General features: G+C 54.0%; 13 protein-coding genes and 2 pseudogenes. 9 read left to right on the top strand and 6 right to left on the bottom strand.

All coding sequences use genetic code 11. The features are described from left to right. Nucleotides 1-5 precede the first annotated feature (5 nt). Nucleotides 6-1,517, bottom strand: coding sequence for an SEL1-like repeat protein (locus NA986_RS11310; protein WP_070793889.1), 1,512 nt, complete (start codon nucleotides 1,515-1,517; stop codon nucleotides 6-8). Nucleotides 1,518-1,691: 174 nt separating this feature from the next. On the opposite strand from NA986_RS11310, the pseudogene NA986_RS11305 reads away from it, so the two are divergent. Further along, nucleotides 1,692-1,823: pseudogene (locus NA986_RS11305) on the top strand (IS5/IS1182 family transposase); the annotation flags it as partial. Nucleotides 1,824-2,053: 230 nt separating this feature from the next. Next, nucleotides 2,054-3,418, top strand: a complete 1,365-nt coding sequence (locus tag NA986_RS11300) for an MFS transporter (RefSeq protein WP_001000938.1) — start codon at nucleotides 2,054-2,056, stop codon at nucleotides 3,416-3,418. A 46-nt stretch (nucleotides 3,419-3,464) separates the two neighbouring features. Here the strand turns inward: NA986_RS11300 and NA986_RS11295 are convergent, their stop codons facing one another. Then, entirely contained in the window at nucleotides 3,465-3,956 is a 492-nt protein-coding gene (locus tag NA986_RS11295) for a YajQ family cyclic di-GMP-binding protein (RefSeq protein WP_001138913.1), read from the bottom strand. Between the two features lie 125 nt (nucleotides 3,957-4,081). On the opposite strand from NA986_RS11295, the gene panE reads away from it, so the two are divergent. After that, the gene (panE, locus tag NA986_RS11290; protein WP_000705816.1) at nucleotides 4,082-4,993 is read left to right on the top strand and encodes a 2-dehydropantoate 2-reductase; all 912 of its coding nucleotides are present in this window, start codon (nucleotides 4,082-4,084) and stop codon (nucleotides 4,991-4,993) included. Beyond that, nucleotides 4,956-5,546 carry a protein deglycase YajL gene (yajL, locus tag NA986_RS11285; RefSeq protein WP_001275809.1) on the top strand — a complete coding sequence of 197 codons (591 nt, stop codon included), beginning with the start codon at nucleotides 4,956-4,958 and terminating at the stop codon, nucleotides 5,544-5,546. The genes panE and yajL overlap by 38 nt, the downstream gene beginning before the upstream one ends. An 8-nt stretch (nucleotides 5,547-5,554) precedes the next feature. On the opposite strand, the pseudogene NA986_RS11280 reads toward yajL, so the two are convergent. The 3 genes and pseudogenes from NA986_RS11280 to phnW form a co-directional block, all read right to left on the bottom strand. Further along, a pseudogene (locus NA986_RS11280) lies at nucleotides 5,555-5,637 on the bottom strand (hypothetical protein); the annotation flags it as partial. 5 nt (nucleotides 5,638-5,642) lie between these two features. After that, nucleotides 5,643-6,452 (bottom strand): phosphonoacetaldehyde hydrolase, encoded by an 810-nt coding sequence (phnX, locus tag NA986_RS11275; protein ID WP_023215776.1) that lies wholly within the window; start codon nucleotides 6,450-6,452, stop codon nucleotides 5,643-5,645. Between the two features lie 9 nt (nucleotides 6,453-6,461). After that, the gene (gene phnW, locus NA986_RS11270; protein ID WP_023215777.1) at nucleotides 6,462-7,565 is read right to left on the bottom strand and encodes a 2-aminoethylphosphonate--pyruvate transaminase; all 1,104 of its coding nucleotides are present in this window, start codon (nucleotides 7,563-7,565) and stop codon (nucleotides 6,462-6,464) included. Between the two features lie 139 nt (nucleotides 7,566-7,704). Here phnW and phnR point away from each other — a divergent pair, with 139 nt between their 5' ends. The 5 genes from phnR (at nucleotide 7,705) to phnV (ending at nucleotide 12,413) form a co-directional block, all read left to right on the top strand. Next, a complete protein-coding gene (phnR, locus tag NA986_RS11265; RefSeq protein ID WP_000836268.1) occupies nucleotides 7,705-8,424 on the top strand; it encodes a phosphonate utilization transcriptional regulator PhnR in 720 nt (239 codons plus the stop codon). Between the two features lie 197 nt (nucleotides 8,425-8,621). Beyond that, entirely contained in the window at nucleotides 8,622-9,635 is a 1,014-nt protein-coding gene (gene phnS, locus NA986_RS11260) for a 2-aminoethylphosphonate ABC transporter substrate-binding protein (RefSeq protein WP_023215780.1), read from the top strand. Nucleotides 9,636-9,640: 5 nt separating this feature from the next. Beyond that, entirely contained in the window at nucleotides 9,641-10,750 is a 1,110-nt protein-coding gene (gene phnT / locus NA986_RS11255) for a 2-aminoethylphosphonate ABC transport system ATP-binding subunit PhnT (protein WP_001727988.1), read from the top strand. 2 nt (nucleotides 10,751-10,752) lie between these two features. Further along, nucleotides 10,753-11,613 (top strand): 2-aminoethylphosphonate ABC transporter permease subunit, encoded by an 861-nt coding sequence (gene phnU / locus NA986_RS11250; RefSeq protein WP_001128373.1) that lies wholly within the window; start codon nucleotides 10,753-10,755, stop codon nucleotides 11,611-11,613. Nucleotides 11,614-11,615: 2 nt separating this feature from the next. Beyond that, nucleotides 11,616-12,413: a 2-aminoethylphosphonate ABC transport system, membrane component PhnV gene (phnV, locus tag NA986_RS11245; RefSeq protein WP_000909791.1), complete on the top strand. Its 798-nt coding sequence runs from the start codon at nucleotides 11,616-11,618 to the stop codon at nucleotides 12,411-12,413. A gap of 43 nt (nucleotides 12,414-12,456) precedes the next feature. On the opposite strand, the gene thiI is transcribed toward phnV, so the two are convergent. Then, nucleotides 12,457-13,905, bottom strand: a complete 1,449-nt coding sequence (thiI, locus tag NA986_RS11240) for a tRNA uracil 4-sulfurtransferase ThiI (protein ID WP_023215781.1) — start codon at nucleotides 13,903-13,905, stop codon at nucleotides 12,457-12,459. Nucleotides 13,906-13,946: the final 41 nt, after the last annotated feature.

Raw genomic sequence — 13,946 nt, 5'->3', positions numbered from 1 at the left:
TTCCCTTATTTTTTATCTAAAAAGCGCACACTGTCAGCTTTCAGTAAATCGACATTCTTACCGTTAATCGTTGCCGTAGCGGATTTCAGCGTAAAATGGATATCGCCGATCCCGTGACAAAAATCTTGCGTATACAGCGGGAGATCGTATGGGGTAACGAGAGGATCAACATCATGATTTTGCATATCTATCCCCAGAGTATTCAAACCGAATGGCGGAATCATCAACGTTTCCTCAGTTGCCATTCCATCAGCATTTTTCAGCTCAAGCGTAATATGCAAATTCGCCATGTTACGGATTTTATCTGTGCCAATCTGAAAAATTAGTGCGCATTCTTTCGGTTTAGCCGTTATCCCGCGAGAGAAAATTCTCTCTTTTTTCAGGGTTACTTTAGGTAAAGCATCCGCGTTGTTTTTTCGACTCTGAATATCCGCTGCGCATTTACTTAAAAATATTTTTTCCTCAACTTTCTTACCTACATATCGAGATGCTTTCTTGTAATACGACCAGGCTTTATCACAATCAGGTGCAGTACCTAAACCGTTATAATACATCCAACTCAACGGCATCGTTGAGCGCGAATTAGTACCATCATTTTCAACCTGCGTAAATAATGCCAGCGCTTTAGCGTAATCAGTGCGCCCTGTTGCGCCAGAATAATAGATTTTACCTAACGCAATCTGTGCATCGCTGTCCCCCTGCTTAGCCGCCTGTCCATACCATTTTTGTGCTTCCTGAATGTCTGGCTTAATCCCCCACTCATCGCCCTCTCCCCCCGAATAAATACCCCCCAAGAGAGATTGGGCCTCAACGACGCCTTTTTCCGCGGCGGCGCGAAACCACTTCAATGACGCAGGTCTGGCTTGATAAGGCTCGTCCGCATAGCGACCGGAAAAGTCATTAAGGGTGAGTCGCCCCATCTGATAATCCATTTGCGGGTCGCCATCCTGCGACCATAACGTAGCCAGCCGAAATGTTTTTTCCTGGTTAAATCCAATACGGCTAAAAAAAAGCGCATCGCTCTCGGGTCTATTATTTAGAGCATGAATTAGTATACTAATAAATGCCGCCCGCTGCGATTTATCCGTATCGGCCAATGCTTTTGCCATGTAAATTTCTTGCGAAAACTTATCGATATACTCTTGCTCAATCAATAAATTATCCAGATTCATTTTCTTAGCATACTTATTGGCCTGAGCGCTATCTTTCGCCACTCCGTCGCCATACTGATAAGCATACTTCACATTATAACAGCCGTAGTTACCGCCAAGCTCACAGGCCTGCTTGTAATACTGCAACGCCTGTTCGCGATTCATCGGTACATTAAGGCCGTATTCATGGATAAACCCCAGTTCATCCAGAACCGAAGCTCTTTTTTCCACAGGCAAAGCATCAAGATCCTTCTGGGTAAGCGCAGCATATTTTACATCATCTTTACCGTTGTTCTCTGATGCATTTACCTGGCTAACAAATAAAATACCCGCTAAAATACATAATGATAAACATTTAATTTCCATAACGAATTCACTCCTTGAATAATATAATAAATGCGACTGCTGACGAATTTTCTACCTGATAAACGCGCGCCATCACGCGGAAAGTTTGCTATCAGTCTCGGCGTTGTTGAATAAATCAAATTTTCAGAAGATGGACGAATCTGATCATTGCAGTCGTTTCAGAATCGGGTTCCTATGGCAAAGCAAAAGTTTAAAGTCACCCACCGGCCAGCCACACTCAGGCAGCGCGGTTCGCTGACAGTCTGGCTTGACGAGTTCTGCTATTGCTATATGGAGCAACAGCGCACACAGCCTGAAGGCCGTGGCTAACCGCTACACTATACTGATATGGCTCAGATAGCCACTACAGCTCAAGGAGATCGGAATATGAATGAGCACAAGGCTATGCTGACTCTCCCGATCGCCCCTATCGTGTTAACAATTTATCTCTTTTTTAGCTCAACTGTTTCAAAAACATAATATTTGCTAATTAACCCTCTATTTACCCGACACACTCCCCGCACTACACTACTCCCAGCTTTTATACAGAGGTGGCAATGAACGATTATAAAATGACGCCAGGGGAGCTGCGCGCCACATGGGGTTTAGGGACCGTCTTTTCGTTGCGTATGCTGGGTATGTTTATGGTTCTACCAGTACTGACCACATACGGTATGGCGCTACAGGGCGCCAGCGAAGCATTAATCGGCATTGCGATCGGCATTTACGGGCTGGCGCAGGCTATCTTTCAAATTCCCTTTGGGCTGCTGTCCGACCGCATTGGCCGCAAACCGCTGATTGTCGGCGGACTGGCGGTATTTGTCGCGGGCAGCGTCATTGCCGCGCTCTCCCACTCAATCTGGGGCATTATTCTGGGGCGAGCGCTACAGGGGTCCGGCGCTATTGCCGCCGCCGTCATGGCGCTCCTGTCTGATCTCACCCGAGAGCAAAACCGTACCAAAGCGATGGCGTTTATCGGCGTCAGCTTTGGTATCACTTTCGCGATTGCGATGGTATTAGGGCCGATCGTTACCCATAGTCTGGGATTGAACGCGTTGTTCTGGATGATCGCCGCCCTCGCCACCCTGGGCATTCTTCTGACGATCTGGGTGGTTCCCAACAGTACCAACCATGTGCTGAATCGCGAATCCGGGATGGTCAAAGGCAGCTTCAGTAAAGTGCTGGCGGAGCCGAGGCTGCTCAAGCTCAATTTCGGCATTATGTGTCTGCATATTTTATTGATGTCCACCTTTGTCGCCCTGCCCGGCCAGCTTGCCGATGCCGGTTTCCCTGCCGCCGAACACTGGAAGGTGTATCTGGCAACCATGGTGATCGCCTTTGCCGCCGTCGTGCCTTTTATTATCTATGCTGAAGTCAAACGGCGGATGAAGCAGGTATTCCTGTTCTGCGTGGGGCTCATTGTCGTCGCAGAAATCGTGTTGTGGGGAGCGGGCCAACATTTCTGGGAGCTGGTGATTGGCGTACAACTCTTTTTCCTCGCCTTTAATCTGATGGAGGCGCTGCTGCCTTCGCTTATTAGCAAAGAGTCGCCCGCGGGGTATAAAGGAACGGCGATGGGCGTCTATTCTACCAGTCAGTTTCTTGGCGTGGCGCTTGGCGGCTCGCTGGGCGGCTGGATAGACGGCACGTTTGATGGGCAAACCGTTTTCCTTGCCGGGGCCGTACTGGCGATGGTATGGCTGGCAGTGGCAAGTACCATGAAAGAGCCGCCCTATGTCAGCAGCCTGCGCGTGGAAATTCCAGCGGATATCGTTGCTGACGACAGGCTAAAACAGCGGCTGTTGGCAATGAAAGGCGTAAGCGAAGCGCTGATCGTGGCGGAAGAGCATTCCGCTTACGTCAAAATCGACAGCAAAGTGACCAATCGCTTTGAAGTTGAACAGCTTATCAGCAAAGGATGAATGCTGCATTGCCGGATGGCGGCGAGGCTCTATCCGGCATAACAACTTAATCGCGGAAGTTTTTGAACTGGAACGGCTGGCCCAAATCGCCGCCGCGAACCAGCGCCATTACCGATTGCAGATCGTCACGTGATTTGCCCGTCACGCGAATCTCTTCCCCCTGAATTTGCGCCTGCACCTTCAGTTTGCTGTCTTTAATCAGCTTGACGATTTTCTTCTGCACGGCGCTTTCAATGCCCTGCTTCAGCTTCGCTTCCACATACCAGGTTTTACCGCTATGCACGAACTCGTCCGGTACATCCAGCGAAGCGCCTTCAATACCGCGTTTAAGCAGCTTGGCGCGCAGAATATCGAGCAACTGATTGACCTGGAAATCGGACTCGCTCAGCACCTTGATGGTTTTATTGGCATCGTTCAGTTCAATAGTCGCCTCTACGCCACGGAAGTCAAAACGAGACTCAACCTCGCGAACCGCGTTATCCACGCCGTTACGCGCTTCCTGCAGATCAACTTCAGAAACAATATCGAAAGATGGCATCTTTTCTTCTCCCTTCATTTTCGTTGCGTTGCATAATACCTGCAACGAGGCTTAACGAGAAGCTTAGCTGATGACGCTATAATTAGCGCCATAACACCTGGCGCTGTTGCAGGTGAGGAGGAACAATGAAAATTACTGTACTGGGATGCGGAGCCTTAGGACAACTTTGGCTTTCGGCACTGTGCAAACACGGGCATGACGTACAGGGCTGGCTACGGGTGCCACAACCTTATTGCAGCGTAAATCTGATCGATACCGATGGTTCCTTTTTCAACGAATCACTGACGGCAAACGATCCGGATTTTTTGGCGAAGAGCGAACTGTTATTAGTCACGCTGAAAGCGTGGCAGGTTTCCGACGCAGTACGAACCCTGGCGTCAACCCTACCGGTGACGTCGCCTATTCTGCTCATTCATAATGGAATGGGAACCATAGAAGAACTGCAAAATATCCAACAGCCGATGTTGATGGGGACTATCACCCATGCTGCGCGCCGCGACGGTAATATCATTATTCATGTCGCTAACGGTACTACGCATATTGGCCCGGCGCGCGAGCAAGACGGCGATTACAGTTATCTCGCCGATATCCTGCAGGGGGTACTGCCCGATGTCGCCTGGCATAACAATATCCGCGCAGAGATGTGGCGCAAACTGGCGGTCAACTGTGTTATCAACCCGCTCACCGCGCTTTGGAACTGCCCGAACGGCGAGCTGCGCCATCATACTGATGAAATTAACGCAATTTGCGAAGAGGTCGCCGCCGTGATTGAACGTGAAGGCTACCACACATCGGCAGACGATTTACGCTATTATGTTGAGCAAGTGATTGACAGTACGGCAGAAAACATCTCATCCATGTTGCAGGACGTGCGTGCCATGCGCCATACCGAAATTGACTACATCACCGGTTATTTACTCAAGCGCGCCCGCGTGCACGGTCTCGCCGTTCCGGAAAATAGCCGCCTGTTTGAAATGGTAAAGCGAAAGGAGAGTGAGTATGAGCGCTCAGGCACTGGTATGCCTCGCCCCTGGTAGTGAAGAGACCGAAGCGGTCACCACTATCGATCTGCTGGTTCGCGGCGGAATCCACGTCACTACCGCCAGCGTCGCCAGTGATGGCAACCTGACTATTGTCTGCTCGCGCGGTGTAAAGCTACTGGCGGATGCGCCGCTGGTTGAAGTTGCCGACGGCGATTATGACATCATCGTGTTGCCCGGCGGAATTAAAGGCGCCGAGTGCTTTCGCGACAGCCCGCTGCTGGTCGAAACCGTAAAACAGTTTCACCGCTCCGGGCGCATTGTCGCAGCCATTTGCGCCGCAGCCGCCACAGTGCTCGTGCCGCACGATATCTTCCCTATCGGCAATATGACCGGTTTTCCGGCGCTGAAAGATAAAATCCCCGCCGAACAGTGGCAGGATAAGCGTGTGGTGTGGGATGCGCGGGTAAAATTATTAACCAGCCAAGGACCGGGTACCGCTATCGATTTTGGTTTGAAAATCATCGACCTGTTGGTTGGTCGTGAAAAAGCGCATGAAGTGGCTTCGCAACTGGTGATGGCGGCGGGGATTTATAACTACTACGAGTAAGAATGATTGCCGGATGGCGGCGTAAACACCTTATCCGGCCTACAAAACGGTACAGTCTGTAGGCCGAATAAGCGGCAGCGCCATCCGGCAGTTATTTTACGGGCGTTCGCCCTGCGCCAGACGCGCATTAATATGCGCAATCACCTCAGGTAAATCCGCCAGTGAATCCACCACGTAATGCGCCCCGGCGGCGTACAGCTTGCTGGCCGCGTGCTCACGGCGGACCGCAACGTCCTCTTTCGACATAGTCTGATAGGCGTCCCATGTTGCGCCGAATTCGTTACCCGATACCGCCAGCCCCACCGTCCACATCCCCGCGTTAAGCCCCTCGCTAATGCCCGGCGCGGCATCATCTACCTTCACGCAGTGCGCGACCGCATCAATGCCCAGCGCAATCACGTTTTGCAGCGCCATCCACGGCCCCGGGCGGCCACCCGCGGCCAGGTCGTCCGTTGCCACCCAATGATCCGGACAATAGCCATGCCCGGCGGCGGCGGGGACCAGGCGCTCCATCACCGCTCGTGGGTAACCGGAGCAGGAGCCTATCTTAATGCCCTCGGCTCGTAGCGCCGCGATCGTGTCGATAACTCCGGCAATAGGAGAAGAAAAATCGACAACTTTAGCAATCTGTAACGGCATGAAAGCGGCGTAGATGGCATCAATATCTGCTGCGCTCATGGAGCGACCAAACTTTGCCTGCCAGCGCGCGTCAACAGCAGGTAATTTTCCCAGCGCTTCAATGTGTTGCCATTTACCCAGCCCCATTGGCACGCGTGCTTCGGCGAGGGTGATCTCCATATCAAATGCCTGACGGAACGCCTCGACGAAAATTTGCGTCGGCGCGAAGGAGCCAAAATCGACGGTGGTGCCCGCCCAGTCGAGAATAACAGCGTGAATACGGTTCATCATGGTTCCTTATTTCGTCCAGTACATGGCGGTACGAATGGCGGTCAGCAGGGCCGTGATATCGGCGGCATATACTTCGCCAATGTTGCCGATGCGGAAGCAGTCGCTTTGCGACACTTTGCCAGGATAGATAACAAAGCCCTGCTCTTTGAGGCGGCGATAAAATTCGCTAAAGCGATACTGCGGGTCTTCCGGTGAATAAAAGGCGGTGATAATGGGCGAGTGAAGTTCGTCATCCAGCAGTGTGTTAAAGCCCAGCGCCCGCATTCCGGCCACCAGGCTGCGCTGATTTTGCTGATAGCGTTGATGACGTGCCGCCACGCCACCTTCTTTCGCCAGCTCTTTCAGCGCCTGTGCAAACGCCAGGACGGTATGTGTGGGCGAAGTAAAACGCCATTTGCCGTGGTTATCCTCCATACAGCGCCACTGGGCGTAGAGATCTAACGACAGCGAGCGGGAATGCCCTTTGCACACGGCCAGTTTTTGCTCGCGGGCAATCACGAAGGCAAAACCCGGCACGCCCTGAATGCATTTATTGGCGGAGCTGATCAGATAGTCGATGTGTAATGCTGCAATATCCATGGGGATGCCGCCGAAGCTGCTCATGGCGTCAACGATGTAGGTTTTGCCATAGCGATGCGCCAGAGCGCCCACCTCATCAATGGGGTTGAGCATCCCGGTGGTCGTTTCGCTATGCACCATGGCGATATGGCTGATCGTCGGGTCGGCGTTGAGGATCGCGTCGATCGCCTGCACGTCCGGGCGCGCAACTTCGCCGCAGTCGTAAGCGTGATGGGCGATACCCATAAGGCCGGCCATCTCGACCATTCGTGCGCCGTATGCACCGTTGCTGACGATCAGCACCTTATCCTGCGGCCCCAATGCGCTGCCCAGTACGGCTTCCACAACATAGCTGCCGCTGCCTTGCAGCAGTACGGAGGTGTAGCCTTCGGAGGCCGTTGCCAGTGCGGTCAGCTGCTGGCGGATCTGTTCCACCACGCCGATATTGTAATCATCATCCCAGGTACAGCTATCGAACAACATCGCTTCTTTCACGGTACGAGAGGTGGTGAGCGGGCCTGGAGTCAGCAGCAGATAGTTACGCGAAGTCATGTTATTTACCTTTGGTCTATACCAGATTGCATTTATCATGACGATCTTTGCCGCGACGGGTCAAAGAGAAAATCGCGCTGCAACAAAAAATTCATCTCTGCTTGTATAATGGCGGCAGGCAAAACGGAAGCGAGTAAGCATGAAATCTATCCCGGGCGATATCCCGCAGTACCTGTTGATCAAGGCGCAGCTTCAGGCGCGTATTCAGAGCGGTGCGTTGAAAAGCGGTGATAAACTGCCGTCTGAACGCGAACTGTGCGCGATCTTCAACACCACGCGCATTACTATTCGCGAAAGTCTGGCGCAGCTGGAGTCCAGTGGGCTTATCTGGCGCGCCGATCGTCGCGGTTGGTTCGTTACGCCGGAACGCCTGTGGCTGGATCCGACCCAGAACACCAACTTCCATAAGCTTTGCCGCGAGCAGGGGCGGGAGCCAAAAACCGCGCTACTGAGCGGCGTGTTAACCACCGTGCCTGTCGAGGTCATGGAGCCCCTCCAGCTCCAGCCGTTTGATCAAATCTATCTGCTGACCCGTCTGCGTTACGCCGATGGCCGCGCCGTGTGCTACTGCGAAAACCATTGTTTGCCCGCCCGCGTGCCTGAGCTGCTGCAGTATGATCTCAACGGCAGCCTGACCGAGGTATACGAGTCGCACTACAACCTCGTCTATACCAGCATGCATCTGTCGTTCTACCCCACCGCCATGCCTGCGCAGGCCGCACAGGCGCTGGGAGTTATGGAAGGACGCCCGGCGCTGTTGCTGCGCCGTCTGAACTACGATCAACACGGGCGAGTGCTGGATCTGGATATCGAATACTGGCGTCACGACAGCCTGCGTATTGAGGTAGATACCCACTAGCGGATGCGCCGGATGTTGGCTGCGGGACTTATCCGGCCTATCAATCGTATCGTCTCACGGCTATCCGGATAAACGCAGCATCATCCGGCGTGGACTGATTTATTTCTCTTTCATCGTTTTGTCATATAAGCCGTTTAGCGTAAAAAGCAAACCTGGTATAGGCCAGAAAATGCAACGTACGCTATGAGGCTATTACGATGAAACTTTCCCGACTTGCTCTGCTGTCTGTCTTCGCTCTCGCCAGCGCCCCGTCATGGGCGGAATCGGTGGTCACGGTGTACTCCATCGACGGGCTGCACGATGGCGATAACAGCTGGTACCAGGTGCAGTTTGACGCATTCACCAAAGCGACCGGCATTACCGTACGCTATGTTGAAGGCGGTGGTGGCGTGGTAGTGGAACGTCTGGCAAAAGAGCGTACGAATCCGCAAGCCGACGTGCTGGTAACCGCGCCGCCATTCATTCAGCGCGCCGCCGCCGAAAAGCTGCTGGCGAACTTTAACACCGACGCCGCCTCGGCTATCCCCGATGCCAACAACCTTTATTCGCCGCTGGTAAAGAACTATCTGAGCTTTATCTACAACAGCAAGCTGCTGAAAACTGCCCCGGCGAGCTGGCAGGATCTGCTTGACGGTAAATTCAAAAATAAACTCCAGTATTCCACGCCAGGTCAGGCCGCTGACGGCACGGCGGTGATGCTGCAGGCTTTCCACAGCTTCGGCAGTAAAGATGCCGGTTTTGCGTATCTCGGCAAGCTGCAGGCCAATAACGTCGGGCCATCTGCCTCTACCGGCAAGCTAACCGCGCTGGTTAATAAAGGTGAAATCTACGTCGCTAACGGCGACCTGCAAATGAACCTCGCGCAGATGGAACGTAACCCGAACGTGAAAATCTTCTGGCCGGCCAACGACAAAGGCGAGCGCAGCGCGCTGGCCATCCCTTATGTCATTGGCCTGGTCCAGGGGGCGCCGCAGAGTGAAAATGGTAAAAAGCTGATTAACTTCCTGCTGAGTAAAGAAGCGCAGACTCGCGTCAGCGAACTCTCCTGGGGAATGCCGGTACGCAGCGACGTGACGCCGAGCGACGAACATTACAAGACCGCCACTGCCGCGTTGGAAGGCGTGCAGAGCTGGCAGCCAAATTGGGATGACGTAGCCGTTTCCCTGTCGGCAGATATTAGCCGTTGGCACAAAGTGACCGAAAGCGAGTAAACCTGATGCTGATGAAAACGACTGCCGTTCACGCCCCTGCATCGCAGGGGACATCGGGGATAGTCCTCGACTCGCTGCGCGTTGCGTATCACGGCAACGTGGTGCTTAAACCGCTCTCTTTGACGATTGAACCTGGCGAAGTGCTGGCGCTGATTGGCCCATCAGGATCTGGAAAAACGACGGTGCTGCGTGCGGTTGCGGGCTTTGTGCAACCTGCAGGCGGTCGTATTCTGATTGGCGATACGGACGTCACCCATCTGCCACCCTATAAACGCGGGTTGGCGATGGTGGTGCAGAACTACGCCTTGTTCCCGCATCTGAAAGTGGAAGACAACGTCGCTTTTGGCCTGCGTGCGCAGAAGCAGCCAAAGGCGCTAATTAATGAGCGTGTAACGCAGGCGCTGAAAACGGTTGGCATGAGTGATTACGCCGCCCGTTATCCGCATCAACTTTCCGGCGGCCAGCAGCAACGCGTGGCCATCGCCCGCGCGATTGCCGTGCGCCCGCGCGTGCTGTTGCTGGATGAACCACTGTCAGCGCTGGACGCACAGATTCGTCATAATATGGTGGAAGAAATCGCCCGTCTTCACCGTGAGCTGCCGGAACTCACTATTCTCTACGTCACCCACGATCAAACGGAAGCACTCACTCTGGCCGATAAAATCGGCATTATGAAGGATGGCTCGCTGATTGCTCACGGCGAAACCCGCGCGTTATATCAGCATCCGCCCAATCGCTTTGCCGCCGAATTCTTAGGCCGCGCCAATATTCTCTCCGCCATCGCGCTGGGGATAACGGAGGTTCCGGGGCTGGTGGACGTCAGCTGCGGCGGTGCGGTGATTCGCGCGTTCAGCCAGGGCAGCCACCACGGTTACAACAAACTGCTGTGCATTCGTCCTCAGCACCTCAGCCTGACGCCGCGTTCGGCCTACAGCAACCGCTTCAACGCCACACTGCAATCGGTGCACTGGCAGGGCGATTTAACCCATCTGCTGTGTGACGTTGCTGGCGAAACGGTGCGGATGGTGTTGACGCATGTCAATCCGCTGCCGCGCGTGGGCGACAAGCTGGCGCTGTGGTTCGAACCGGATGATGCGGTCCTGATTGAGGTATAACCATGCCACTCATTTTACCACTGGAAAAACCGGCGCTTAACCTACGCCCGCTGCTGTGGCTGCTGCTCCCGTTGCTGGTGCTGGCGACGCTGTTTTTCTGGCCTCTGTCGCTCATCGTTGAACAGGCGCTACGCGGTGCCAATGGCGAGATCGGGCTCGAGACCTTCCGCCAGGTGGTCGACTCGAAACGCTTTGTCGGCGCGTTGCTGAACACGTTGCAAATCGCCTTTTTCGCCACCGCCGGTTGCCTGCTGCTGGGCAGCGTGATGTCGCTGATTCTGGTGTTTATTCCTTTCCCCGGCAGCGAGTTGATTGGTCGGGTCGTCGATACTTTTATTGCGCTGCCGACCTTCCTGATTACGCTGGCGTTCACCTTTATTTATGGGTCAGCGGGTCTGCTCAACGGTACGCTGATGAGCCTGTTTGCCTTTGAGCTACCGCCGGTGGATTTTCTCTACTCGATGCAGGGGGTCATTCTGGCGGAGATCACGGTGTTCACTCCGCTGGTGATGCGGCCACTGATGGCCGCGCTGCGGCAAATTGATAAAAGCCAGCTAGAGGCAGCCAGCATTCTGGGGGCGCACCCGTTACGGGTGATTGGGCAGGTGATTTTCCCGGCGGCGCTACCGGCGCTGATGGCTGGTGGCAGCCTGTGCCTGCTGTTGACCACTAACGAGTTTGGCATCGTACTGTTTATTGGCGCGAAAGGGGTTAACACCCTGCCGATGATGGTTTACAGCAAAGCGATTCTGGAGTCCGACTATACGGTCGCCTGCATGATTGCGTTGATCAACATTGTCTTGTCGCTGGGGCTGTTCTCCCTCTATCGCCTGGCGGCATCGCGTACCGGCGTAAGGAGCTAGCCATGCTAATTTGGTCACCTAAAGGACGCGCAGCGGCGGGCGTTGTGGCTAGCGTACTGTTTATCGTGTTCTTTTTCCTGCCGCTGGCGGTGATTCTGATGTCCAGCCTTAGCCAGCAGTGGAACGGTATTCTGCCGAGTGGCTTCACGCTGAACCACTTTGTTAACGCTCTGCACGGTGCGGCATGGGACGCCCTACTTGCCAGCCTCACGATTGGCTTTTGCGCCAGCCTGTTTGCGCTGCTTTGCGGCGTTTGGGCGGCGCTGGCGCTGCGTCAATATGGGGTGAAAACGCAGAAATGGTTAAGTATGGTGTTCTATCTGCCGAGTGCGATTCCGTCAGTGTCCGTGGGCCTGGGCATTCTGGTTGCTTTCAGCCAGGGGCCATTGCAAATGAACGGCACCCTATGGATTGTGCTGACAGCGCACTTTGTGCTGATTTCCGCCTTTACCTTCAGTAACGTGTCGACCGGACTGGCGCGAATTTCCGCCGATATTGAAAACGTCGCGTCGAGTCTGGGGGCATCGCCCTGGTATCGTCTGCGTCACGTGACGTTGCCGTTATTGATGCCGTGGATGATGTCAGCGCTGGCGCTGAGTTTATCGCTCTCCATGGGGGAGTTGGGCGCGACGATGATGATTTATCCGCCGGGCTGGACGACGCTGCCGGTGGCGATCTTTAGCCTGACCGACCGTGGAAATATCGCCGACGGCGCGGCGCTGACTATTGTGCTGGTGGCCATTACGCTGCTGCTGATGATGAAGCTGGAGCGCATTGCAAAACGGTTGGGGCAGAAATAAAACGGTAGGCCGGGTAGGACATAGCCGCCACCCGGCAAAGGAATTACGGGCGATACACCTTCACATTGGCAAACCCCTGCTCGCGCAGATAGAGCGCCTGCAGGCGACTCATTACGCCGCGTTCGCACCATAGCAGCCAGGTTTTGCTCTGATCGAGATCGCCAAATTTAGTGCTCAGCTTGTAGAAAGGCAGCGAAACCACGTCCACACCTTCCACTTTCAGCGGCTTGTCATCCTGCTCATCGACAGAACGGATATCCAGAATCACATCGTTGGCGCCAAAACCGCTCACGGTTTCAACTTCCACCACCTCCTGCTGGGTCTGCTGGGCGATTTCACGAATATCGACGTTTTTCGCTTCTTCTACCACCTTATCGAGAATACTGAAGTCGAAATTTTCTTCTTCGGCTTCAATTTTCGCTTTAATGGCTTTCACCGTCGGACTTTTTGAAATCACGCCACAGTATTCCGGCATCGTACGGGCAAAATCTTCCGTACCAATCTGGCGCGCCAGGTTGATAATGTGCTCTTTATCGTAAGAGATCAGCGGGCGCAAGATCAGCGTGTCAGACACGTTATCGATCAAGCGCAAGTTGGTTAGCGTCTGGCTGGACACCTGGCCCAGCGCTTCGCCGGTCACCAGCGCCTGTACGCCGTAACGTTCCGCCACTTTCGACGCCGCGCGTACCATCATACGTTTGAGCACCACGCCCATCTGGCCGTCGTCAACTTTCTCCAGAATCTCGCCGACCACCGGTTCGAAGTTAATCGCTACAAAACGCACGCGATGGGAGCTGCCAAAGCGGTTCCACAGGTAATGCGCCACCTGGCGAACGCCGATTTCATGCGCCGCGCCGCCGAGGTTAAAGAAGCAGTAGTGTACGCGGCAGCCGCGACGCATCAGCATATAGCTGGAGACGCCGGAGTCAAAACCGCCGGAGATCAGCGACAGCACATCTTCCTGGGTGCCAATCGGGAAACCGCCAATACCTTCATAACGCCCTTTGATCAACAGCAGGCGATCATCTTCCACTTCCAGATGCACCGTCACATCCGGGTTAGTGAGCTTCACGCGCGCCGATTCAATATGCTGATTTAATCCGCCGCCGACATAGCGCTCCACCTCAATGGAGCTAAACTCATGCTTACCGCGACGTTTTACGCGCACGCAGAAGGTTTTGCCTTCAAGCTGCTCGCGATACTGCGCCAACGCTTTCTCGAAAATGTCGTGCATATCGGTGAACGGCACATCTTCGACTTCAAGAATATGGTGGATCCCCGGAATGCGGGTCAGCGCGTCGCGAATCGCCAGACGCTGGTTTTCATCTTTGGCGCGAACTTCAATGTTATCCCAGTGACGGACAACCGCGAGGGTCTCATCGTAGTGCTTTAAAACGTTACGGATGTTCCCGGTTAAAATTTTTATAAAGCGCAAACGCACAGATTGGCTTTTGATAGTGATTTCCGGGAACAATTTAATGATAAACTTCATGGCGGCAATGGTTCTTTAGCAAGCTATCTAAGGCTTGTCGT

The sequence above is a fragment of the Salmonella sp. NW177 genome, from assembly GCF_051811585.1.
GTDB classification, from domain to species: Bacteria; Pseudomonadota; Gammaproteobacteria; order Enterobacterales; family Enterobacteriaceae; genus Salmonella; species Salmonella enterica.
This window is presented reverse-complemented; position numbering and strand designations above follow the sequence as displayed.